Source organism: Alcanivorax sp. HI0044, from assembly GCF_001634945.1.
Genome location: NZ_LWEZ01000236.1, coordinates 1 through 18,679 on the forward strand (window position 1 = coordinate 1; position 18,679 = coordinate 18,679).

The 18,679-nt window shown below is 51.7% G+C and carries 14 protein-coding genes; 7 read left to right on the forward strand and 7 right to left on the reverse strand.

Translation table 11 applies throughout. The features are described 5' to 3' along the window. Positions 1 to 96: 96 nt before the first annotated feature. Positions 97 to 642, reverse strand: a complete 546-nt coding sequence (locus A3730_RS03015; RefSeq protein ID WP_063519343.1) for a TetR/AcrR family transcriptional regulator — start codon at positions 640 to 642, stop codon at positions 97 to 99. Positions 643 to 898: 256 nt separating this feature from the next. Between A3730_RS03015 and A3730_RS03020 the strand changes: the two genes are divergently transcribed. From A3730_RS03020 to A3730_RS03050, 7 genes are read left to right on the forward strand one after another with little or no spacing between them, the layout of a single operon-like run. Further along, positions 899 to 1,768 carry a metal-dependent hydrolase gene (locus A3730_RS03020; protein ID WP_063521616.1) on the forward strand — a complete coding sequence of 290 codons (870 nt, stop codon included), beginning with the start codon at positions 899 to 901 and terminating at the stop codon, positions 1,766 to 1,768. Next, positions 1,768 to 2,769: a BtrH N-terminal domain-containing protein gene (locus A3730_RS03025; RefSeq protein ID WP_022983819.1), complete on the forward strand. Its 1,002-nt coding sequence runs from the start codon at positions 1,768 to 1,770 to the stop codon at positions 2,767 to 2,769. The genes A3730_RS03020 and A3730_RS03025 overlap by 1 nt, the downstream gene beginning before the upstream one ends. After that, positions 2,744 to 3,724, forward strand: coding sequence for a PaaI family thioesterase (locus A3730_RS03030; RefSeq protein ID WP_230457772.1), 981 nt, complete (start codon positions 2,744 to 2,746; stop codon positions 3,722 to 3,724). The genes A3730_RS03025 and A3730_RS03030 overlap by 26 nt, the downstream gene beginning before the upstream one ends. A gap of 58 nt (positions 3,725 to 3,782) precedes the next feature. Beyond that, a complete protein-coding gene (locus tag A3730_RS03035; RefSeq protein WP_008930249.1) occupies positions 3,783 to 5,333 on the forward strand; it encodes a long-chain-fatty-acid--CoA ligase in 1,551 nt (516 codons plus the stop codon). A 47-nt stretch (positions 5,334 to 5,380) separates the two neighbouring features. Beyond that, complete coding sequence (locus A3730_RS03040; protein ID WP_007150215.1) at positions 5,381 to 6,541, forward strand: acyl-CoA dehydrogenase family protein; 1,161 nt, start codon at positions 5,381 to 5,383, stop codon at positions 6,539 to 6,541. An 8-nt stretch (positions 6,542 to 6,549) separates the two neighbouring features. Beyond that, positions 6,550 to 7,665: an acyl-CoA dehydrogenase family protein gene (locus A3730_RS03045; protein WP_008930247.1), complete on the forward strand. Its 1,116-nt coding sequence runs from the start codon at positions 6,550 to 6,552 to the stop codon at positions 7,663 to 7,665. After that, complete coding sequence (locus A3730_RS03050) at positions 7,652 to 9,253, forward strand: GMC family oxidoreductase (RefSeq protein WP_063521617.1); 1,602 nt, start codon at positions 7,652 to 7,654, stop codon at positions 9,251 to 9,253. Before A3730_RS03045 ends, A3730_RS03050 begins: the two co-directional genes overlap by 14 nt. Positions 9,254 to 9,399: 146 nt before the next feature. On the opposite strand, the gene A3730_RS03055 is transcribed toward A3730_RS03050, so the two are convergent. From A3730_RS03055 to A3730_RS03080, 6 genes are all read right to left on the reverse strand, one after another. After that, positions 9,400 to 10,284: a metal-dependent hydrolase gene (locus A3730_RS03055; RefSeq protein WP_007149555.1), complete on the reverse strand. Its 885-nt coding sequence runs from the start codon at positions 10,282 to 10,284 to the stop codon at positions 9,400 to 9,402. 41 nt (positions 10,285 to 10,325) lie between these two features. Beyond that, complete coding sequence (locus tag A3730_RS03060; RefSeq protein WP_063537451.1) at positions 10,326 to 11,192, reverse strand: SDR family oxidoreductase; 867 nt, start codon at positions 11,190 to 11,192, stop codon at positions 10,326 to 10,328. Between the two features lie 10 nt (positions 11,193 to 11,202). Then, the gene (locus A3730_RS03065) at positions 11,203 to 12,714 is read right to left on the reverse strand and encodes an NAD(P)/FAD-dependent oxidoreductase (RefSeq protein ID WP_008930244.1); all 1,512 of its coding nucleotides are present in this window, start codon (positions 12,712 to 12,714) and stop codon (positions 11,203 to 11,205) included. Further along, entirely contained in the window at positions 12,711 to 13,679 is a 969-nt protein-coding gene (locus A3730_RS03070) for an alpha/beta hydrolase (protein ID WP_363969278.1), read from the reverse strand. The genes A3730_RS03065 and A3730_RS03070 overlap by 4 nt, the downstream gene beginning before the upstream one ends. Positions 13,680 to 13,840: 161 nt before the next feature. Further along, positions 13,841 to 16,921, reverse strand: a complete 3,081-nt coding sequence (locus A3730_RS03075) for an Ig-like domain-containing protein (protein ID WP_063521381.1) — start codon at positions 16,919 to 16,921, stop codon at positions 13,841 to 13,843. A 34-nt stretch (positions 16,922 to 16,955) separates the two neighbouring features. After that, positions 16,956 to 18,317, reverse strand: a complete 1,362-nt coding sequence (locus tag A3730_RS03080; RefSeq protein WP_063509526.1) for an OmpP1/FadL family transporter — start codon at positions 18,315 to 18,317, stop codon at positions 16,956 to 16,958. Positions 18,318 to 18,679 lie beyond the last annotated feature (362 nt).

Sequence of the window (18,679 nt, forward strand, 5' to 3'; positions counted from 1 at the left end):
CCAAGATAGCAAGAGTAATGCAGCCATTGCGTAGCGGTATTGGTGACACGCTTTTGGCGTGTGAATGCATGCCGGAAAAGGATGCTGGATCTTGTTTCATTTGAGCAGATCCTTGGCCAGTCGTTGCAGTTGTTGGTAAACCAGCCTGCGTTGGTCGCTGGGTACCGGTGAGATATCAAGTAATTCCTGGAACAACAGGCCGTCGGCGGCTGCCCACAGCAACCATGCCGTGGGAGATTCCCGTTCTTCTTCGAGGATACGTTTGCGGGTTTGCTGAATGTATTGACGCAGCGGGTCGAGAAGGGCCGGCTGCTCAGCGGCTGAGGTCAGTATGGCCATGGTGACCCTGGGGTCGAGCACCTCAGGATCCATCCTTGCTGCAAGCATGGCGCGCAGGACGCTCCAGGGCTGGCCCGACAGCGTTTGCTCATGCGTCTCACGAACTGTTCTGGTGCGGGCGATTAGGCGTTCGAGCATTGCCTGGAGTAGGGCTTCCTTAGTGGCAAAGTGGTAGAGAAGCCCGCCTTTGCTGAAGCCGCTTTCACGGGCAACTTTGTCAAGGGTAATGCGCCCGGATCCGTGCTCTACGGCTATGCGCTGAGCAGCATCCAAGATCATGTCACGAGTGGAGGTGGTGTTCATGGCGGTTCCTAGTACGAACTACATGGTCTGCTTAATGTACCAACTAGACGGTAAAGTAGCCAGTTCCTTGGTCTTGGTGTGGATAGCTGTGTTTTAAGGGGTTGGATGATCGCCCGGGTTCGTTCATATGCTGTTGGTGGTTTGAATTATTCCTCTGGCATTGACATTTGGTTGTATGGCCAAATAACATGTTTCGAAAGTGCCGCCTTTTTTGCGGCTTGACCATCCTGAAGAGCCCTGTCTATTTGGAGGAGCCATGAAATCTATCCCGATTAAGCCGCGCAAAGTCGCCTTTGATGTCTCATCAGTGCCAAGGCACTGGAATGGCGGTGATCCCGTGCTGACCCGCTTCTTTGATGCCCTCTCAGTGCATTTCCCGGAGGGGGAGCGCTTCTTTATCCAGTCAGTGCGTAACTTCAAGGATCAAGTGACAGATGATCAGCTGAGCGAGGATATTCGTCACTTTATTCGCCAGGAAGGTCAGCACGGGATTGTCCATGATCGTTTCAACGATGTGATGGCCAGCCAGGGCGTGGATGTGGATAAGGTCACTGCGAATCTAAGGACCTTTATTCGCACCACACAAAAGTACCTGCCGAAGAAGTATCAGCTCGCCATGACGGCGGCGTTTGAGCACTTTACGGCAACCCTGGGCGAAACCATGGTCAGCGAGAAGAGCGAGATGTTTAGCGAGGCTGACCCCGTCATGAGAGCGCTATTTCTGTGGCACGGGGTCGAAGAAGTAGAGCACAAGGCCGTGGCCTATGATCTTTATCAGGGCGCAGCAGGTGGAGGCTACTTGACGCGCGCGTCTGCGTTGGTGGTTGCGACCCTGATGGTTCACCTTGTCGTGGCTCCAGTATTTTGGAATATGCTCAAGCTTGATGGCGTAACGCGCCAGCCTGGTGTGATTCTGCGAGGCCTGAACAAGCTTTATGGGCGAAAAGGTATTCTCACAGGCATGCTGCCTGATTTCCTCGCTTGGTTCCGCCCTGGATTTCACCCTTGGGATACCGGTATGCCTGAGAAGGTTGCCGCGTGGTTGGCGGAGTATGAGACTCATGGAGATCCGATGCGGGCATCGGAAACCATTTACGGTCCGGCTCCAGTGAGTGAGGCAGCCTGATGCATGGAGACAAGCAGGATCTCCCCAGTACCGTCGATGTTCCTCATACACATCGGCCTGGGCGTCACTGTGGCAGTTCAGCTATCAGAGACCTGCTGGAGTTTCATGGGCTTAATTTGACGGAAGCTTTCTGCTTCGGGCTGGGTGCCGGGCTTGGTATTACTTATGTGGAAATACCAGGCACGGACACCCCGTTTATTGTCCATGTCCGTTCAATGGGATTTGAGGAAACGGTGTTCTCTACACTGGGCGTGCCGTTTCGCTGGGAAACTTGGCAAGATAAATGTGCTGCCGCCGATGCGCTGGATGCCCATCTTGATGCGGGGCGGCCTGCGCTTCTCTTAACTGATATTTTTTACCTTCCTTATTTCAAGAGCAGTACACATTTCCCCGGTCACGCCATCGTCGCCTGGCAGCGAGCCGAGAAGGGCGAGACGATGCTCGTTAGCGATACCGAGCGCCCAGGGCTTTTAGAGGTGCCTCGTGACAAGTTGGTTGAAGCCAGATTCTCCTTGTCGCCACCCTTTATCCATCATGGTTCATTGTTCGCACCCGAAAGTGTTTCGGTTCAGGTGTCTCCCGAGAACGTGCGCAGTGCGATTGTGAAGAATGCAGATAATCTACTGCAAGGAAGCAGGAATCACGGTATTCAAGCGCTAACAACTTGGATCCAGGAACTTCCTCGCTGGAAGGCAGTGGATAAATGGCAATGGTTGCTCCGTTTCGCCTATCAAGTGATCGAGAAGCGTGGAACGGGGGGCAGCGGTTTTAGAGCGATGTATTCAGAATTTCTCGATGAAGCGAGTGAAATTGTTCCTGAAATACATGAGGCAGGCTTGGTCGAGTTGATGCGCGCGAGTGCTGCGGCATGGTCCGCTCTGGCTGATTGTCTGCGAAAGGGGTCTGAAAGTGAAACATTCCCTGAAGAGGCAATAACGGACGCCATTGAATCTGTGCGTGTTGCAGAGACCCGGTATGCGGATGCCGCTTCAACATTCTGATAAAAAGTTGCTAACTATGACAGCTGAGACATCACTCCCGAGAGAACTGCTTGCCGCAAAGGCTTTTTTTGGTTCAGGGCATCCGTTGTTCAGGGTTTTTGGTATCGCAATGGATGACATTACCAAAGATGGCGCGGTAATGAGCATGCCTTGTGTGGAAGAGGTTTGTGATCAACAGGGAAAGCTTCATCGGGGAGCCATCGCTACCTTGCTTGATACGGCATGTGGTTTGGCGATTTTTGTGCGCCTCGGCGACATGCGCCCAATTGCGACAATTGACTTGCGCGTTGATTTCATCGCTAACCCCGAGGCTGGCGAAGGGGTGGCATGTAATGTCACCTGTTTTGCAGTTGAAGAAAATATTGCCTATGTCCGTGGAGAGGCATTTGGGCGTGATGGCGGCAATTTGCTGGCGTCGGTATCAGGCAGTTTTGCGATAGGAACGGCAGGCCCGTCCTTTGATCAATCTGTGAATCCTAGCAATAAGAGAGCCCCCTCCAAGAAAAAAACAATCGATGATGAAGGAATCATCAGCTTCGAAACAGAAAGGGTAACCGCTCTCTCTACTGTGGTCGGCGATGTATCACCATACGAAAAATTTCTTGGTATGACGGCTTCGGACGATAACGGCGAAGCAACCTATAAAATGCCGTTTCGCGAGCAGCACATTGGCAACCCTCTGATCAAGACTTTTCATGGCGGTATTATCGCAAGCTTCGCGGAGCTTGTTGCTGGCGCGCACTTAACAGCGAATCAGACTGAACAAAATAAGCCAGTATGTTCAAGTATGACTCTGGATTATTTGCGCCCGGCCTTTGCGGGTACGTTGGTGGCCAAGCCGAACATTATTCGTGAAGGAAAGCGCTTCATTGTGGTTGTTGTGGATGTGTTTCTTGATGGCGCCCAGGTTTCCCGAGGTCGCTTCATTTATAAGAGAGCCTTCGCTTCCAGCTAATCCAATCTATAAACAACCCTCCCCCCTTCCTTTTCTGCCTCAATAGAGGAGTTCTGTTATGTATATTTCACAGACTTTGCGCCGTGCGGTTCAATTAAACGGCCAAGGTACGGCTACCGTTTTTGCTGGTCGGCGGCAAACCTGGCGAGAGTTTGAAGACCGTATCGCATGCCTTGCTAACGGGTTGCTAAGTCTGGGCATCAATGCGGGTGACAGGGTTGCCATACTGGCATTAAACAGCGATCGCTACCTGGAGTATTTCTATGCAGTGCCGTGGGCCGGTGCGGCAGTGAATCCCGTCAATATTCGGCTCGCACCACCTGAAATCGCCTATACCTTGAATGACTCAGGTTCTAAAGTGCTTTTCGTTGATGACACCTTTGCAGCATTGCTGCCATCCCTACAGCCACAGCTTGAGTCTATCAAGCATGTTGTCTTCATGGGTGAGGGTGAGTGTCCACAAGGGTGTATTGATTATGAATCCCTTGTCGCCAACGCCGGTCGAATCCGTGACGCCAATGCTGGCGGTGACGATCTGGCGGGGCTGTTTTATACCGGTGGTACCACTGGGCGGTCAAAAGGCGTGATGCTGAGTCATGACAACCTGGTATTCAATGCCCTGAACGTGGTTGCCGAGATGGGCTATGACAGTGACACCATATATATGCATGCCGGGCCCATGTTCCACTTGGCTGATATGGCCAGCACGTTTGCCGTGACACTGGCTGCGGGGACACATGGCATTGTTCCTCGCTTTGATGTTGATGAAGTGCTGGCTTTCATTGAGCAGGAGAAAGTCACGAACACCCTGTTGGTGCCGACCATGGTCAATCTTCTAGCCTCATCTGGGCGCATCGCCAATTACGATGTCAGCAGCATAAAACGCATGCTGTATGGCGCCTCGCCAATGCCAGAGGCGGTATTGATTAGTGCTATGGAACAAATGCCGACAGTGTCATTTGCTCAGGGCTATGGCCAGACCGAAGCCTCCCCAATCATTACCTCACTCGGGCCAGAACATCACATTCCCGGCGGAGAAAAATTACGTAGCGCCGGTCGCGCAGCACTGGGTGTGGAGGTGGTGGTGCTTGATGAAAATGATCAGGTGGTATCTCAAGGTACGGTTGGCGAAATATGTGCGCGGGGACCAAACGTCATGTTGGGTTACTGGGGAATGGAATCAACAACCGCTGATACCTTGCGCAATGGTTGGCTACATACCGGCGACCTTGGCTACATGGACGAGGATGGATTTGTCTTCATCGTTGATCGAGCCAAGGACATGGTAATTAGCGGTGGAGAAAATATTTTCTCTGTTGAAGTTGAAGGTGCCATTTATAGCCATCCTGAGGTACAGGAGTGCGCGGTAATTGGTATTCCCGATGAACGCTGGGGTGAAGCTGTGCATGCAATCGTGGTGCTGCGTGAAGGAGAGCACGCCAGTGAGGCAGAGATTATCGAACATTGCCGTGAAAGAATTGCAGGTTACAAAGTGCCTCGTAGCGTTGATTTTAAGGCAGAGTCGTTGCCGGTGAGTGGGGCAGGTAAGGTGCTGAAAAACGAACTGCGAGCCCCCTTTTGGGAGAGCAACGGTAAACAGGTTAATTGAGTAATCGATGACCTTGTATTGCGAAATTTATTGGCTTGGAGGCTTCCATGAATCTGGATTTCAGTAATGACGAAAAAGAATTTCGTAAGAGTATCCGGCAGTGGATGAAGGAAAATGTGCCTGATGATATTCGGCGCTGTACTGCCCGAGGAGCGATGCCAGACAAGAATATGCAGCAACGATGGGAGCGTTTGCTGGGCAGTCAAGGTTGGCTCACGTCTACTTGGCCAGAACAATTTGGTGGCCCAGGGTGGAGTGCAACCCAGCGGTATATTTTCGATCAGGAACGCGCCTCGGCAGGGGCTCCGCCAACAAGTCCTTTTGGTGTGGCCATGGTTGGGCCGGTGTTATATACCTTTGGTTCTGAAGCACAGAAGGAACGGTGGTTGCCCGGCATTCAGCGTGGCGAAACGCTATGGTGCCAAGGTTATTCTGAGCCCAATGCGGGCTCAGATCTGGCCTCGTTAAAAACGCGAGCCACGCGTAATGGCGACCATTATTTGGTTAATGGTCAAAAAATCTGGACGACACAGGCCCATTGGGCAGACATGATGTTTTGCTTGGTGCGAACGGATAGCACCGTGAAACAGCAGCAGGGTATTTCATTCCTGCTGATCGATATGAAAACCCCCGGGCTTGAAGTACGGCCGATTTATTCAATTGATGGGCATCATCACCTTAACGAAGTCTATTTTACCGACGTGAAAGTGCCTGTGGAAAATTTGGTGGGTCAAGAAGGAATGGGGTGGACCATTGCCAAGTTTCTTCTTACCCACGAACGCACCACCATTGCCGGTGTGGCGGATATTCACTACGAAATCAATCGCCTTAAAAGTGCTATCGATGCGCTACCAACGGAAACAGATAAGCAGTTGGCGGTGCGTCGGTTGGCTGGCTTGGAAGTCGATCTTATGGCACTGGAATACACCAACTTTCGCACCGTTGCTGCCACAGATGAAGGCAAGCCGTTCGGCCCAGAATCGTCAGGACTGAAAATCAAAGGCACGGAACTACAGCAAAGGGTTTCCCAAGCGATGGTGGAAATCGGAGGTTTGATGTCTTTGCCATGGGATAACGAGGAGCCCATTGGGGAGCAAATTTTTAATCAGGCCAGTCGCCGCTATAACTTCCTGCGTGCGTGCACCATCTATGGTGGATCTAACGAGATCCAGAAAAACGTGTTGGCGAAGATGTTGCTCGGATTGTGAGGTGAAAAATGGATTTCAAGTTACCCGAAAATACCACCATGATTGCGGATACCGCGCGCCGTTATCTTAAAGACAACTATTCATTTGACAGCTACATTGCACAGTTGAATGAGAGTAATCACCTTGAAGCGAATCGCTGGCAGGCCATGAATGATTTGGGTTGGTTTGGCCTTCCGTTTGCTGAATCTGTTGGAGGGTATGGCGGCTCATTGCTTGACGTGTGCGCCATTGTTCAGGAGTTAGGAGCCGCGCTTTGTCTTGACCCTTTTGTCGATTTAATTGTTTCCCCCGGCAAGTTATTGGAGTTCGCCAATACGCCAACATCCTTGGCGTTGCTTGATCGCATTATTTCTGGTGAGGCACGTGTGGCTTGCGGTCTTTATGACCGGCATGCCGGTTATCACGTGCTGAACCCTTCCTTGAGGCTAAACGGAGAACGACTTTCCGGGCAGAAGCACGTTGTGTCTGATGGTGGCGTTGCAGACGCCGTGCTCGTCTCCGCTATGTCTGGTGATGAGTTGGCCATTGTCGCGCTACCTTTCGACGCCTGTGACGTTGAAAGATATCGACTGCTCGATGGAAGCCGTGCTGCCAGTTTGACGCTTGATGATGTGCTCATCACAGACGAAATGGTTTTGTGTCGTGGTGATGCGGCAAAGCAAGCGGTTTCTGCCTGGTTCGATTATCTGTGCGCATTGGACTGCGCACGTATGTACGGCGCCTGCCGAGAGGTGTATCAGGCCACTCTGGAATACGCTCGAACGCGTAAACAGTTTGGTACAACGATTGGCAGTTTTCAGGTAATCCAGCACTACCTTGTTGATGCGTTTATTGATCTCCAGCAGCTGGAATCCATGCTCTTGATGGTGTCAGTAAAAGGAGAGAGCGCAAACGTCTGTGAGCGCGGGCGCGCGACAGCGGCGGCAAAGGCTTACTACGCAAACCGGGCCGTTGGTATCACTCAGCAAGGTATCCAGATCCATGGTGGCGTTGGTGTTACGGAAGAGCTGAACATTGGCCATTACTTCCGTCTGGTGACACATGCATCATTGAGTCATGGCGACCGAGAGCACCACATGTCACGGTTTATTCAGGCGGGGGAGAAGCAAAATGAAGTCGTTTGATTTTATCGTCGTGGGGGCGGGCTCTTCGGGCTGTGTTCTTGCCAACCGGTTAAGCGAGTGCGGCAAGTATTCCGTTTGTCTTATTGAGGCCGGCCCCCACGATAATAGCGGTTTTATTAATATTCCGTTTGGACTCATCGGTCTAATTAAACAAGGAAAGCGAAACTGGGGCTACGACACCGCGCCACAGAGTCACCTTAATAAAAGGCGCCTCTACTGGCCGCGAGGAAAAACACTGGGGGGCAGCAGCTCAATCAATGCCATGGTCTACATTCGAGGCCAACAACAAGACTATGATGACTGGGCAGCGCAAGGCGCAACAGGGTGGGCGTGGAAAGATGTGCAGCCGGTATTCAATGCACATGAAAACAATGAACAATACTCCGCTGACAATTGGCATGGTGTGGGTGGGCCACTGAATGTTACCCGAGTCAGGGATGTTAACCCGTTAACCCCGCTGTTTATTAAGTCCGGTGAAGAGCTGGGTTATACCCGAAACGATGATTTTAACGGGCCGGAACAGAAAGGCTTTGGCCGGTTTCAGGTAACACAAAAAGAAGGGCGCCGATGGAGTGCCGCGCGTGCTTTCCTGGATCCTGCACGTGGCCGCGATAACCTGCACATCATGACGGATGTGCAGGTAACCAAGGTGTTACTGGATTGCGGCAGGGCGATTGGCGTCGAAATTTGTGATAGTGATGGTGCTCAATCGGTCATTCGTACGAACAAAGAAGTCATCCTGTCCGGTGGGGCGATCAATAGCCCTCAGTTGCTGATGTTGTCGGGTATTGGAGAGCGAGAGCACCTATCGAAAATCGGCATCACCTGTTTGCAAGACTCGCCGGAAGTTGGGGAGAACCTTCAAGATCACCTTGATATGACCGTCATGATCAAGGACAAAAGCCGTCAATCAATCGGCATGTCACCGTTTTTTATACCTCGGCTGATTAGTGCCTTCTACCAGTATTTTCGTCATCGGCGCGGCTTTCTTGCCAGTAACGCGGCGGAAGCAGGGGCTTTTGTCAGCCTGCTCAGCGAGTCGGATCGTCCGGATGCTCAGCTACACTTTTTACCGGCTTATCTTCGAGATCATGGACGTCAGTTGACGCCTGGGTTTGGTTGTACGATTCATGTGTGCCAACTCAGGCCTAAGAGTCGAGGACAGATTCGATTGGCCAATAGCGATCCATTTGCTGCGCCTTTGATAGACCCAAACTATCTTTCTCATCCTGACGATATTCTTGTGCTCCGTGAAGGCGTGAAACTAGCCAGAAAAGTGTTTCACAGTCATTCTTTCAGCTCTGCTTTTGGCGGTGATGACGAACCGGCTTCCAGCGTGGAGAGTGATGACCAGATTGACGCGGATATTCGCCAGCGCGCTGAAACAATCTACCATCCCGTCGGCACTTGCCGAATGGGTAGTGATGAAAAAGCGGTGGTGGATGTCCGTCTGCGGGTAAACGGTGTGAAGGGGTTGCGTGTCGCCGATGCCTCGATCATGCCACTGTTGATCAGTGGTAATACGAACGCGCCATGTATGATGATTGGCGAGCGAGCGGCACAATTCATTCTAGAGGATGCGCAATAAAGATCGGCTAGAGAAAAGCTATGATAAAAGGTGTAATGCCGGAGTTGCATGGAAGCAATTCCGGCATTTTTTTGTGTGTCTTTTAGCAAACGGTGGTGACAGAGTCGTCAACTATTCAGAGGTTCCCTAAACCCCCTTGAGCATTATTATGCCGCCGGATTGCTATACAGCTCATGCAGTTGGCCACCTTCAGCGAACAACTTCTCACGCCACAGTTTTTCCAGCCCTTTGGTGTCATGTTGATCAGGGTGGAAATCCGGCTGAATGAACTCAGGAAGGCGCGAAAGGATTTGCGATACAAACCCGTTACGACCTAGCAAAATATTCAGACCTTTAACATTATCGCTGATGTTGCCGAGCTGGCCGTCTTTGACAAGCATCCAGCTCCAGGTGATGCCCAGCATCGGCAGCAAGACGACCATCGAGGCGAGGGCTGCAGCCACGCGCTCTGTACGGCTGTTACCAATAAGCTCATATACGTCGTAGGCAACAGATTTGTGTTCCAGCTCTTCGAGCGCATGCCACTGCCATATTTTGAGCATTTCAGGGTCTGCCTGGCGTACAAAATTCTCGTCTTCAAGTAGCTGCTCGGCGAGAAGCGCAGTAAAGTGCTCCATAAACGTGGTGGCGGCTAGCCGAGTGCTCGGCGGCAACTTCTCTAGTATGGCCAAGCCAATTTTGACAAACCGATCTGGCGACTGCATGTCATAGCCGTACTCGGCGAGAATCTGGTTCAGCCTGTCGTGCTCTCGTCCGTGAATGGCCTCCTGCCCCATGAAGCCCGATATGGCCGCCCGTAGAGATTCGTCCTTAACCTGACCACGAAAGTGTCTAACGGACTCCATGAAATAGCGTTCACCAGGTGGGAAAAAACCGGAGAGCATGGCAAAGAAAGTCGTTGCTGTGGCATTTCCAGCATAAAAATACTTTGGAATGGAATCCGGAAATTGAAAATTGATATGACGCGGTGGAATGCCCACCAGCGCGCCGCTGAGTTTCTTAATGCTTTTTACCGTATTAGACGAGCGCATATCGCCTCCAATCAATAATGTGATAGTTAAAGAGAAAAATGTCAGGCCATGCCCTGATGCGTTTTTTTATTTTTGCTGCTTTGCTGTTTTTTAAACATAATTTCAAGCAAGCGTTGGTAGCCTGTGGGTATCAGTCTCTGTGTGGTGTCCAGCATGACCGCGTCACCGCCTACCAAAACTCTTCGCCGGTTTTTCCGCACGCCTTTCAGGATGGTTCTAGCGGCAGCTTCGGGTGTGGTCATGGCAATTTTTTCGAACATGCTGGCAATCTCTTCTTTGTCGCCCATGTTCATGCTGCCCATGTCTCCCATGCGACTATTACGCGCGATGTTAGTCTTTACTCCACCTGGATGAACGCAAGTCGCGCTGACAAGGCCGCCCGCGATATCCAGCTCTTCACGTAATGATTCTGTAAATCCGCGAACAGCAAATTTTGCGGCGTTGTAGGCTGACTGGGTTGGAACACCGATAATGCCGAAAACGCTGGAGATATTGACGATATGGCCTTCACCTATTTTCTGGAGATGGGGAAGAAATGCCTTTGTACCGTATACGACACCCCAGAAATTGATATTCATCAGCCATTCAAAGTTTTCATAGCTCATGTTCTCGACGGTCTCACCCAGTCCCACACCGGCATTGTTCATGATGAGATTTACTTTTCCGTGTGTTGATACGGTATCTTCCGCGTATTGATAAACCGCATTTTTGTTGCTGACATCAACAACATGAGTGCTGATGTTGACGGCGTAGCCTGCCAGTAATTCGACCGTCTTCTCTAGGCTTTCTTCGCTGATATCAGAGATCGCTAAGTGGCAACCTTCTTTTGCTAGAGCAATCNCCGTGGCTTGCCCGATGCCCGACCCGGCGCCAGTGATCGCCGCGACTTTTCCTGAAAATGATTTCATCGTTGCGCCTCTATATTGATGTGTTGCTCAGAAGTTTTTGGACGAGATTGCGTTTCGTTTTATGTAGGTTTGTCGTTTCGAATTTAAGGTGGCCATCATTCATTTTTCCATAACGAAGCGCCGGCAGGTCGTGAAGATAATCGTTGAGGTTTTGCCAAGGATCTTTGTTGCCTTGGCGTGGCAGGCGGTCATCAGCACGTTGAATGTAGCCAGATCGAAGGTTGAGAAAGTTGACATCAGAGCCACACCCTTCCTCGTCGATAGGGGTCACCTTTTCTGCGCCTGTCTTGCGCATATGCTTGAGAAGCCGACAAACAAATTCGGAGGCAATATCTGCCTTGAGGGTCCAGGACGCGTTGGTATAGCCAAAGACCAGTGCCATATTAGGCACTTTTTCAAGCATTAAGCCTTTGTACATCATGGTGTTTGAGAGATTGACGTGCGTACCATCAACACGTAGCTCTGCGCCGCCCAACATTTGCAAATCCAGACCGGTAGCTGTGACGATAATATCGGCAGGTATCCAATCCCCAGATTCCAGTTTTATACCGGTTTTGGTGACATTTTTTATATGATCCGTCACCACGGAAGCCTTGCCTTCACGAAGCACCTTGAACAGATCCCCCTTGGGAACTGCGCACATTCGTTCCTCCCATGGGTTGTAGTGAGGTTGAAAATGCTTCATGTCGATATCCGGCCCCAGTTGTTTGCGAGCAGCGGCCAGCAGTAATCTGCGGATCGCTTTGGGCTTACGAATCGATAGGTTAAATACGGTTCTCTGCAGCAGGATATTGCGTGTGCGCGCCATGCGGTAAACAAGCATTTCTGGCAGTACTCGGCGCAGGTTTTTCGAGATGAGATCTTGCTCAGGGACGGAGGCAACATAAGTAGGGGAGCGCTGTAACATGGTGACATGCGCAGCGCGGTCGGTCATCGCGGGCACCAGTGTTACGGCGGTGGCGCCGCTGCCGATCACGACAACTCGCTTACCCGTATAGTCGTAGTTATCTGGCCAGTGCTGCGGGTGAATTACGTCGCCGCCAAAGCGATTGATTCCAGGAATTTTCGGTGTGTAGCCGGCGTCATAGTTATAATAACCGGTACAGTTGAGGACAAACCCAGCGGTGAAAACTTCTTCTTCACCGGTTTCCTCGTTCAACGCGGTAACCGTCCAGCGATTGAATTCGCTGCTCCAGTCCTCGGCAGTGACTTTCAGGCCAAAATGAATTTTCTTGTGGACCTGATGATGCTCAGCGGTTTCTTCGATGTAATTGCGAATAGAGGGGCCATCGGCAAGCATCTTGGTGTCTGTCCAAGGCCGAAAGTTATAGCCGAGTGTGAACATATCGGAGTCCGAACGGATGCCGGGATAGCGAAATAAATCCCAGGTGCCACCAACGCGCTTGCGTCGCTCAAGGATGCCATAGCGTAGATCTGGGCACTTGCGGCTTAGGTGACAAGCCGCACCGACGCCGGAAAGGCCCGCGCCAATGATCAGCACGTCGAGGTGTTTATGTTTCATGGTGTAAGTCTCCGATCGGTGGAGCGTATGTGATTTCCTTGCGGGTCAAGGTGCTGAAGAAAGTCCAGCACTGCTCCGGTAAAAATACTGTTGCGGTCACCCGCTACCATATGACCTGCTTGATGGATTACTCGGTACTTGGCATGTGGCACGAGGGCTAATAATTCCTGGGCTCCTGCTTCGCTGAGTACATCACTGTGATGGCCGCGGATGAGTAATATCGGTAATTTGAGTTTGCTTGCTGCAAGATTGAGTCGCGCTCGGCCGAACATGCCTTCATTTGCTTCAGGGATTACCGCATGATCAAGAAACGCAGGATCCCAGTGCCAATGGAGACGGCCATTAGCGTCCTGGCGGAGGTTTTTTCGCAAGCCCTGTGAGCTTGATGGTGCTTTTCGTGTTGGGTTATAGGCAGCCACGGCATCCTGAACCTGATCCAGAGAGTCGAAACCGTCAGGGTGGCGGCGCATGAACTCAATCACCCGGCGAACGCCTTTGGTCTCAAGCCGTGGGGCCACATCCACCAGTACCAGACCTCGACAGGGCAAGGGGGGCTCCTCCCCAAGGGTAAGCATGGCCGTCAGTCCGCCCATTGACGCTCCCACGATATAAGGTGATGTGGGAAGTGATTGGATGATGGCGCGGAGGTCTGATACCAGCGCGGTGCCGCTGTAATCCCCTTCAGGGCACCACTGGCTTTGACCATGACCGCGGGCATCAATGCAGGTAGCGCAGTACCCTGATCTGGCCAGAGCTGTTGCCGTGTGCGCCCAGGCATGACGGGTCTGTCCGCCGCCATGCAGCAAAAGCACCTGCGGTGACTTCGGGTCCCCGAACTGGGTTGCACTAAGAACCAACCCGCCGTTTCCCGGGAACTGTATATCCCTGCCAGATTCCGGTGAGTGCTTTGAATCGCTGTAGGCAAGGCTTGCGAGGCTGTCGTGAGGATGCATCATTATAGGCATTTATTTATTTGGCCAAACAACCAAATATTAGCGTTTCTTCTACACAAAGAAAAGTCCTATTTGACGATATTGATGATCATTCAGCGGTGTGGCATACGGTGAGGACAGAAAAAAGCCCCCATAAAGGGGGCATGAAAGTGCGTTAGCACAAGGGGAATATATTAAAAATCTTTTACCGGCAAAAAGGTAAAGGTCAGATCTACGCCGAGGGGGGGGACTTCCAGCTCAACACCCGCCAAGCCGATTCCCAAGAGATCAATGTTGGCCGGTATGATGAGAGGGTCGGGGTTACGGACTTTGAGAATCAGACGACCATCATCGACAAAGCGCAGGGGGCCTTCGACGGTGACTCCGGTAATTACTTTGCTGCGGATGTCATGCCCGAGTTCTATAATTAGCCGTGGTTCTAACTCTGGTGCATCCACCATGAGATCAAACGTAGTACTGAACCAGGGGCCATCCGGGGTTTCGGTGATATAGCCCGTAATGGGTTGATTGTTTTCGTATCCCAATCGAAGTACCAGAGGACCGGTGTCCAGCGGTATTGTGATTAATCCCAGTGCGCGAGCTTCCAGAAAGACACTGGTCGTTGAGAGAACGGTAGGGAAGACTTTGGCAATGACGGCGCCGGTGACTTCATTTGATGTCATTGGGTCGCTGTCGATGAGGCGTCGGTTGATGGTGACATTCGGCTCATACTGGCTTACCCCGGCTTGCAAGGCGCCTGACCCGACAAAGGCAAATTTCTTTTCCGGGCAATCGTCGCCTATACCACAGCCAATGTTGGCATGGGTTATTACTCCCGATTTGTTTTTTAGCCTAAGCTGTAGGTAGTTGGCATCGGCAATGGCACCGCCGTTACCATCGGGTACCGCACCTTGCTCATTGTCATCGAGACTGAGGTTCGCGTTGACATCCGCTACAGGTAGTGACCGTAATGATACGCGGGTAATCCTGTCCTCTTCTCCTGTTACCACAAAGTGATTGGTCAGGTCCGGACCTCCTTGTCTAAGGCCAGGCGCTGTGGAGCTGGACTGAGAAATTTGCCGTGTTTGCAGAGGGGCTCCATCATTTGAACATATGGCGTTGACTCCACAGTTCGGCGCTCCTTCCTCGGAGTGCAGGGTATAACGGTAAAGGTCACCAACCCGCCAGGGACTGTTCGGTAAAAATTCGATTCGCTGTGAAAGTACTTTATGGCGACCATTGACGGGTTGCCATACGTTATTAACGGTATCGAAGTGTTCAACAACAAACGTGTTGTTATTGACCGTGTTGCTGTCGATGCTGCGGCTGAAGATTACCCTGAGACTAAAGTCCTTGAACAGGTTCGGTACGGGATAAAGCGGGTCAGTATTTTTTCCTCCCACGCATCGACCGTTTCGCCAGTTTTCGCGTTGCCCGGTCAGCACAGCCCCGGTCAGCGCGCAGGGGTATCCGGGGAAAACAGCGGAGACAAGTGGTGCACGTAATTCATTGGCGTTGTCATTGGGAAGGGTGAATTCCGGAAGACGAATGTCGAGGGTTTGATCCTGGTTAAGCGGATTGCCTTGCGTATCTCGAAGTAGGCTGGTCAGGGTCACCTGGATGTCTTTTCCGTGTTGAAGGATATCTCCTCCGATGATGATCGTGGCTCCATCGTGACGTATTGGGTACGTCTTTACTACATCATCAACAGAAACCTGTACGGCACCGTCAAGGAACACTGAAGCTGGGTCTAATGGTTTGTTGAAGTTCAGGATAACGGGGTCACCAGGCCTTGCATTGGGTTGGAACGTTTCTCCCGGTGCCCAAGACTGAAGCTGCAAGGGTCGAGTGTCTTGGCTTGGGGCAGGCGCTTGGCGCTGGTTTTGATAGGCCTCCATGCGGAATGAGAGCAAGCCTGATGCCTTCTCCAGGCCAAGAACCTCGGGTTCGACCACACTGACCGCATCTAGTACTAGTACACCATCCTTTACAACGGCTAAACCCGCTACCTGCACATTAAGCAGGTTCTGGCTGAGAGCCGCATTGGGCTCTTGACCTGCTGCAGTCATTGCTGCGTCCATATTAAGCAGGGCATAGCGGGGAACCGATGGGGAATCACTGAATGGATTCGGGATCAGATACCCATTAGCGTCGCTGAGTATCGTGATGGTGACTTCACCGGTTTCCAGCCCGGACGGTATTTCGCCCAGTATATTGACGTCCACGGGGGTGCCTCGGAGTACGGAACCAGCGGGTACTCGCAGTGGAACGGCATTAGGAAAGTTGGGAGCAAAAGCCAGATCTGCAGCTAGATCCCCGCTCAACCCGGTAAATGATTCATCTCCCAGCACAAAGGATTGTACTGGCACCTGATTGATCGGGTTGCCGGTTAAAGTTGACACTAGTCCAGGTTGCTCAGCTCCAAGACTGCCAACTTTTAGAACGGATGTAGCACGGGGAAGAGTGGCTTCCGGAACAAAAGTCCGATTGTACTCCGGCAACTGTTCACCGGTAGTCTGGGCCCGCAGCCCAGCAATCGTTAGTGTGTGTTCCACAGGTTTCAGATCCTGGTCAGGATCCAGTGTCAGGTAACGACCCTGCAAAAATAGCGATGCGGGAACCAACTTGCCGAGGTTGTCACGAAGTTGAACCGATCCGGTTTCGCCATATGCTGTGCTGGTCGGATCAACCGTTTGGTTAAACGACATCCTGAAGGTGCTCATGTCGTTGGGATGGCTGGCATCATCAATCGGCTCTAGCAATGACGGTTGGTCTAGAGGAGTGGCTGAAAGCAGGGTGAAAGAGCCGCTTCCCATGGTTTGCGATGCGCCGGCTTGACTGCCTGCAGTCCGAAACCGAACGCGGGCCACGGAGTTATCATCAATGGCTCCAAGGCCATCATCGTTGACAACCAGATGGTACGCTTCCGCCGGAGCCAGCCGCGATTGAGGATACAGGGCCAGGCCTCTGCCATTGTCTACCACCTGATAGTCAACCATGACGGTATTCCCATCAGTATCACTGACCAGCTGTAGGCGTGAGTCAATGTCATCAATAACCTCTTGCTCAAGTGCAGAGGAAAATCGCAGGATTACTGGCGCGGTAGCTGGAACCTCGGTCTGGCCAGGATAAGGGTAAGAAAAAATTAATGTCTCTGGTGTGCTCCAGGGATTGCTTACATCGCCCTGATCGCCACCGCACCCGGTCAGAAGGGCTGCTATGGCGACCGCCAGACTAATCAGAAACTGGTGGATTGTGATGGGGTTATTATTCATTGCTCTTCTCCTGGTATTAATCGCATGCCTGTTGTTAAAACTTTAGCGACAGGGAGGAAGAAAATACGTTTATTTCACCATCAGCCCTTACCGTTTCATAAGGGGCTGGATCGGTGGAAGAGTTGATGGAGGTCAATTCGAAATCAGCTTCATCCAGCATTTGATACTGGTAAGCGAAGGAGAGTTCTAATGGCATATCTATTATTGGCGCGCTGGACAGACGGTAGCTGGCACCCAGACCGAAAACCTTTTTATCGGTGTCAAGATAGTTAACGTCCTGGGATCGGCTGGATTTTAAAGGTGAGTCCTCCAGGGCTGCGCCGGCAAAGAGTTTCATGGACTCCGACCACTGATAGCTAACGCCAATTCGGGGAATGGTGATGTCGTCAAACGCTAGATTAGCCTGATCGCGAATAGTATCGTCGGCAAACTCGCTTTCAAGCGCAGACCAATTGTGCTGCTCAATGCCTGCCGTCAATTCGAATTTGCCAACGGGAAGCAAAATGGCTGCGCCGAGAACTTCAGGTTGATAGGTATCAATTGTACTAAGCGCTAGGCTCAGGCCTGGTTCAGGGATAACTCCCGGCACAACCACATTGGCATCCACGGATACCTCATAGCTACTTTCCCCCCGCCAGAAAAGAGCCAGCTCCATCTTATCCATTCCAAAAGGCATGCACTCGCTTGTACCGCAAAACATTTCTCCAGAGCGGATATTGATACCTAGTGCCGGTGATAGGGATGGAGAGGCTTCCAGGGAAAGTTTTTCAGAGTCTGTGTTGCCGCCAAGGTCTGAAACTGCTTCCAGGTTGGCTTTGGCCTGGAGGGTAAGACGTGCTGATGCGCCGACGTCAACGCCCCTCAGGACGTTGCTGATAGCGCCACCAAAGGCGAGATAAAGTGGCTGAGATTCATAGCGTAGAAACTGCCCTTTCTGGCTGGTATTGGCCTGATAGGGCAATAGGTTGGATGTGTATTGGTCTACACCCACGTTCAGGCCAAAGTAAATGGGCTTGTCGATGCTGGAAATGCCGGCGACGCGGCTTTTGAAGCCGATTAATAATAGTTCGGAACTGGTGTCAGAGAGGATATCATTCTCTCGCTCCAAAGGGTCTGTTCCTCCCAGTGATTTGGCACGTAATTCCTGGTCGCCATACTGCACAATGACTCCCAGTTCGCCCTCCGGGGAGCGGGCCATGGCGGCCGGGTTGTAGTACACCGACCAGCTGTTGGATGCAAAAGGACTGAATGCCAAGGCAGTGCCGGCATTCATCGGGCCTAGCCCATAAGTGCTCGCTCCGTCGCCAGCACCGCCAATGGCCAAGCCGGGTGAGAGCAATGCTGTAGTGCACGTGAAGAAAAGGAGAGGTAACCGTTTTGTTTTTTTTGCAGACATTTCAGGCTCCTAAAGGGGGCTGTTCTGGTTATAGATGGTGAGTTGTTCTGATTTTCTGTTTGTTTGGTTAAACAACCAATATTGGTCTCAGGCTTAGCTGTCTGTGTCCATGACTGTAATGACGTTGTGCTCTGGCGCTCCGGTAATGTCACACATTAATGCGTGACGCCCAGTCGTCGTCTATGACGAGATGCCGTGTTCTGTTGCTGACCAGGCATGGGTTATCGAGTGGTGTAACGCCTCCTGGGCAGCGCTAAAGCGCACGGTCAACTGGATCTGGAGAGCTCTGCTGGCGTGACATGTACAAGCAGGCTCCACACTTTCTCTGGCACAGTCACTGAGAATTGTTATCTGTTTGTTTT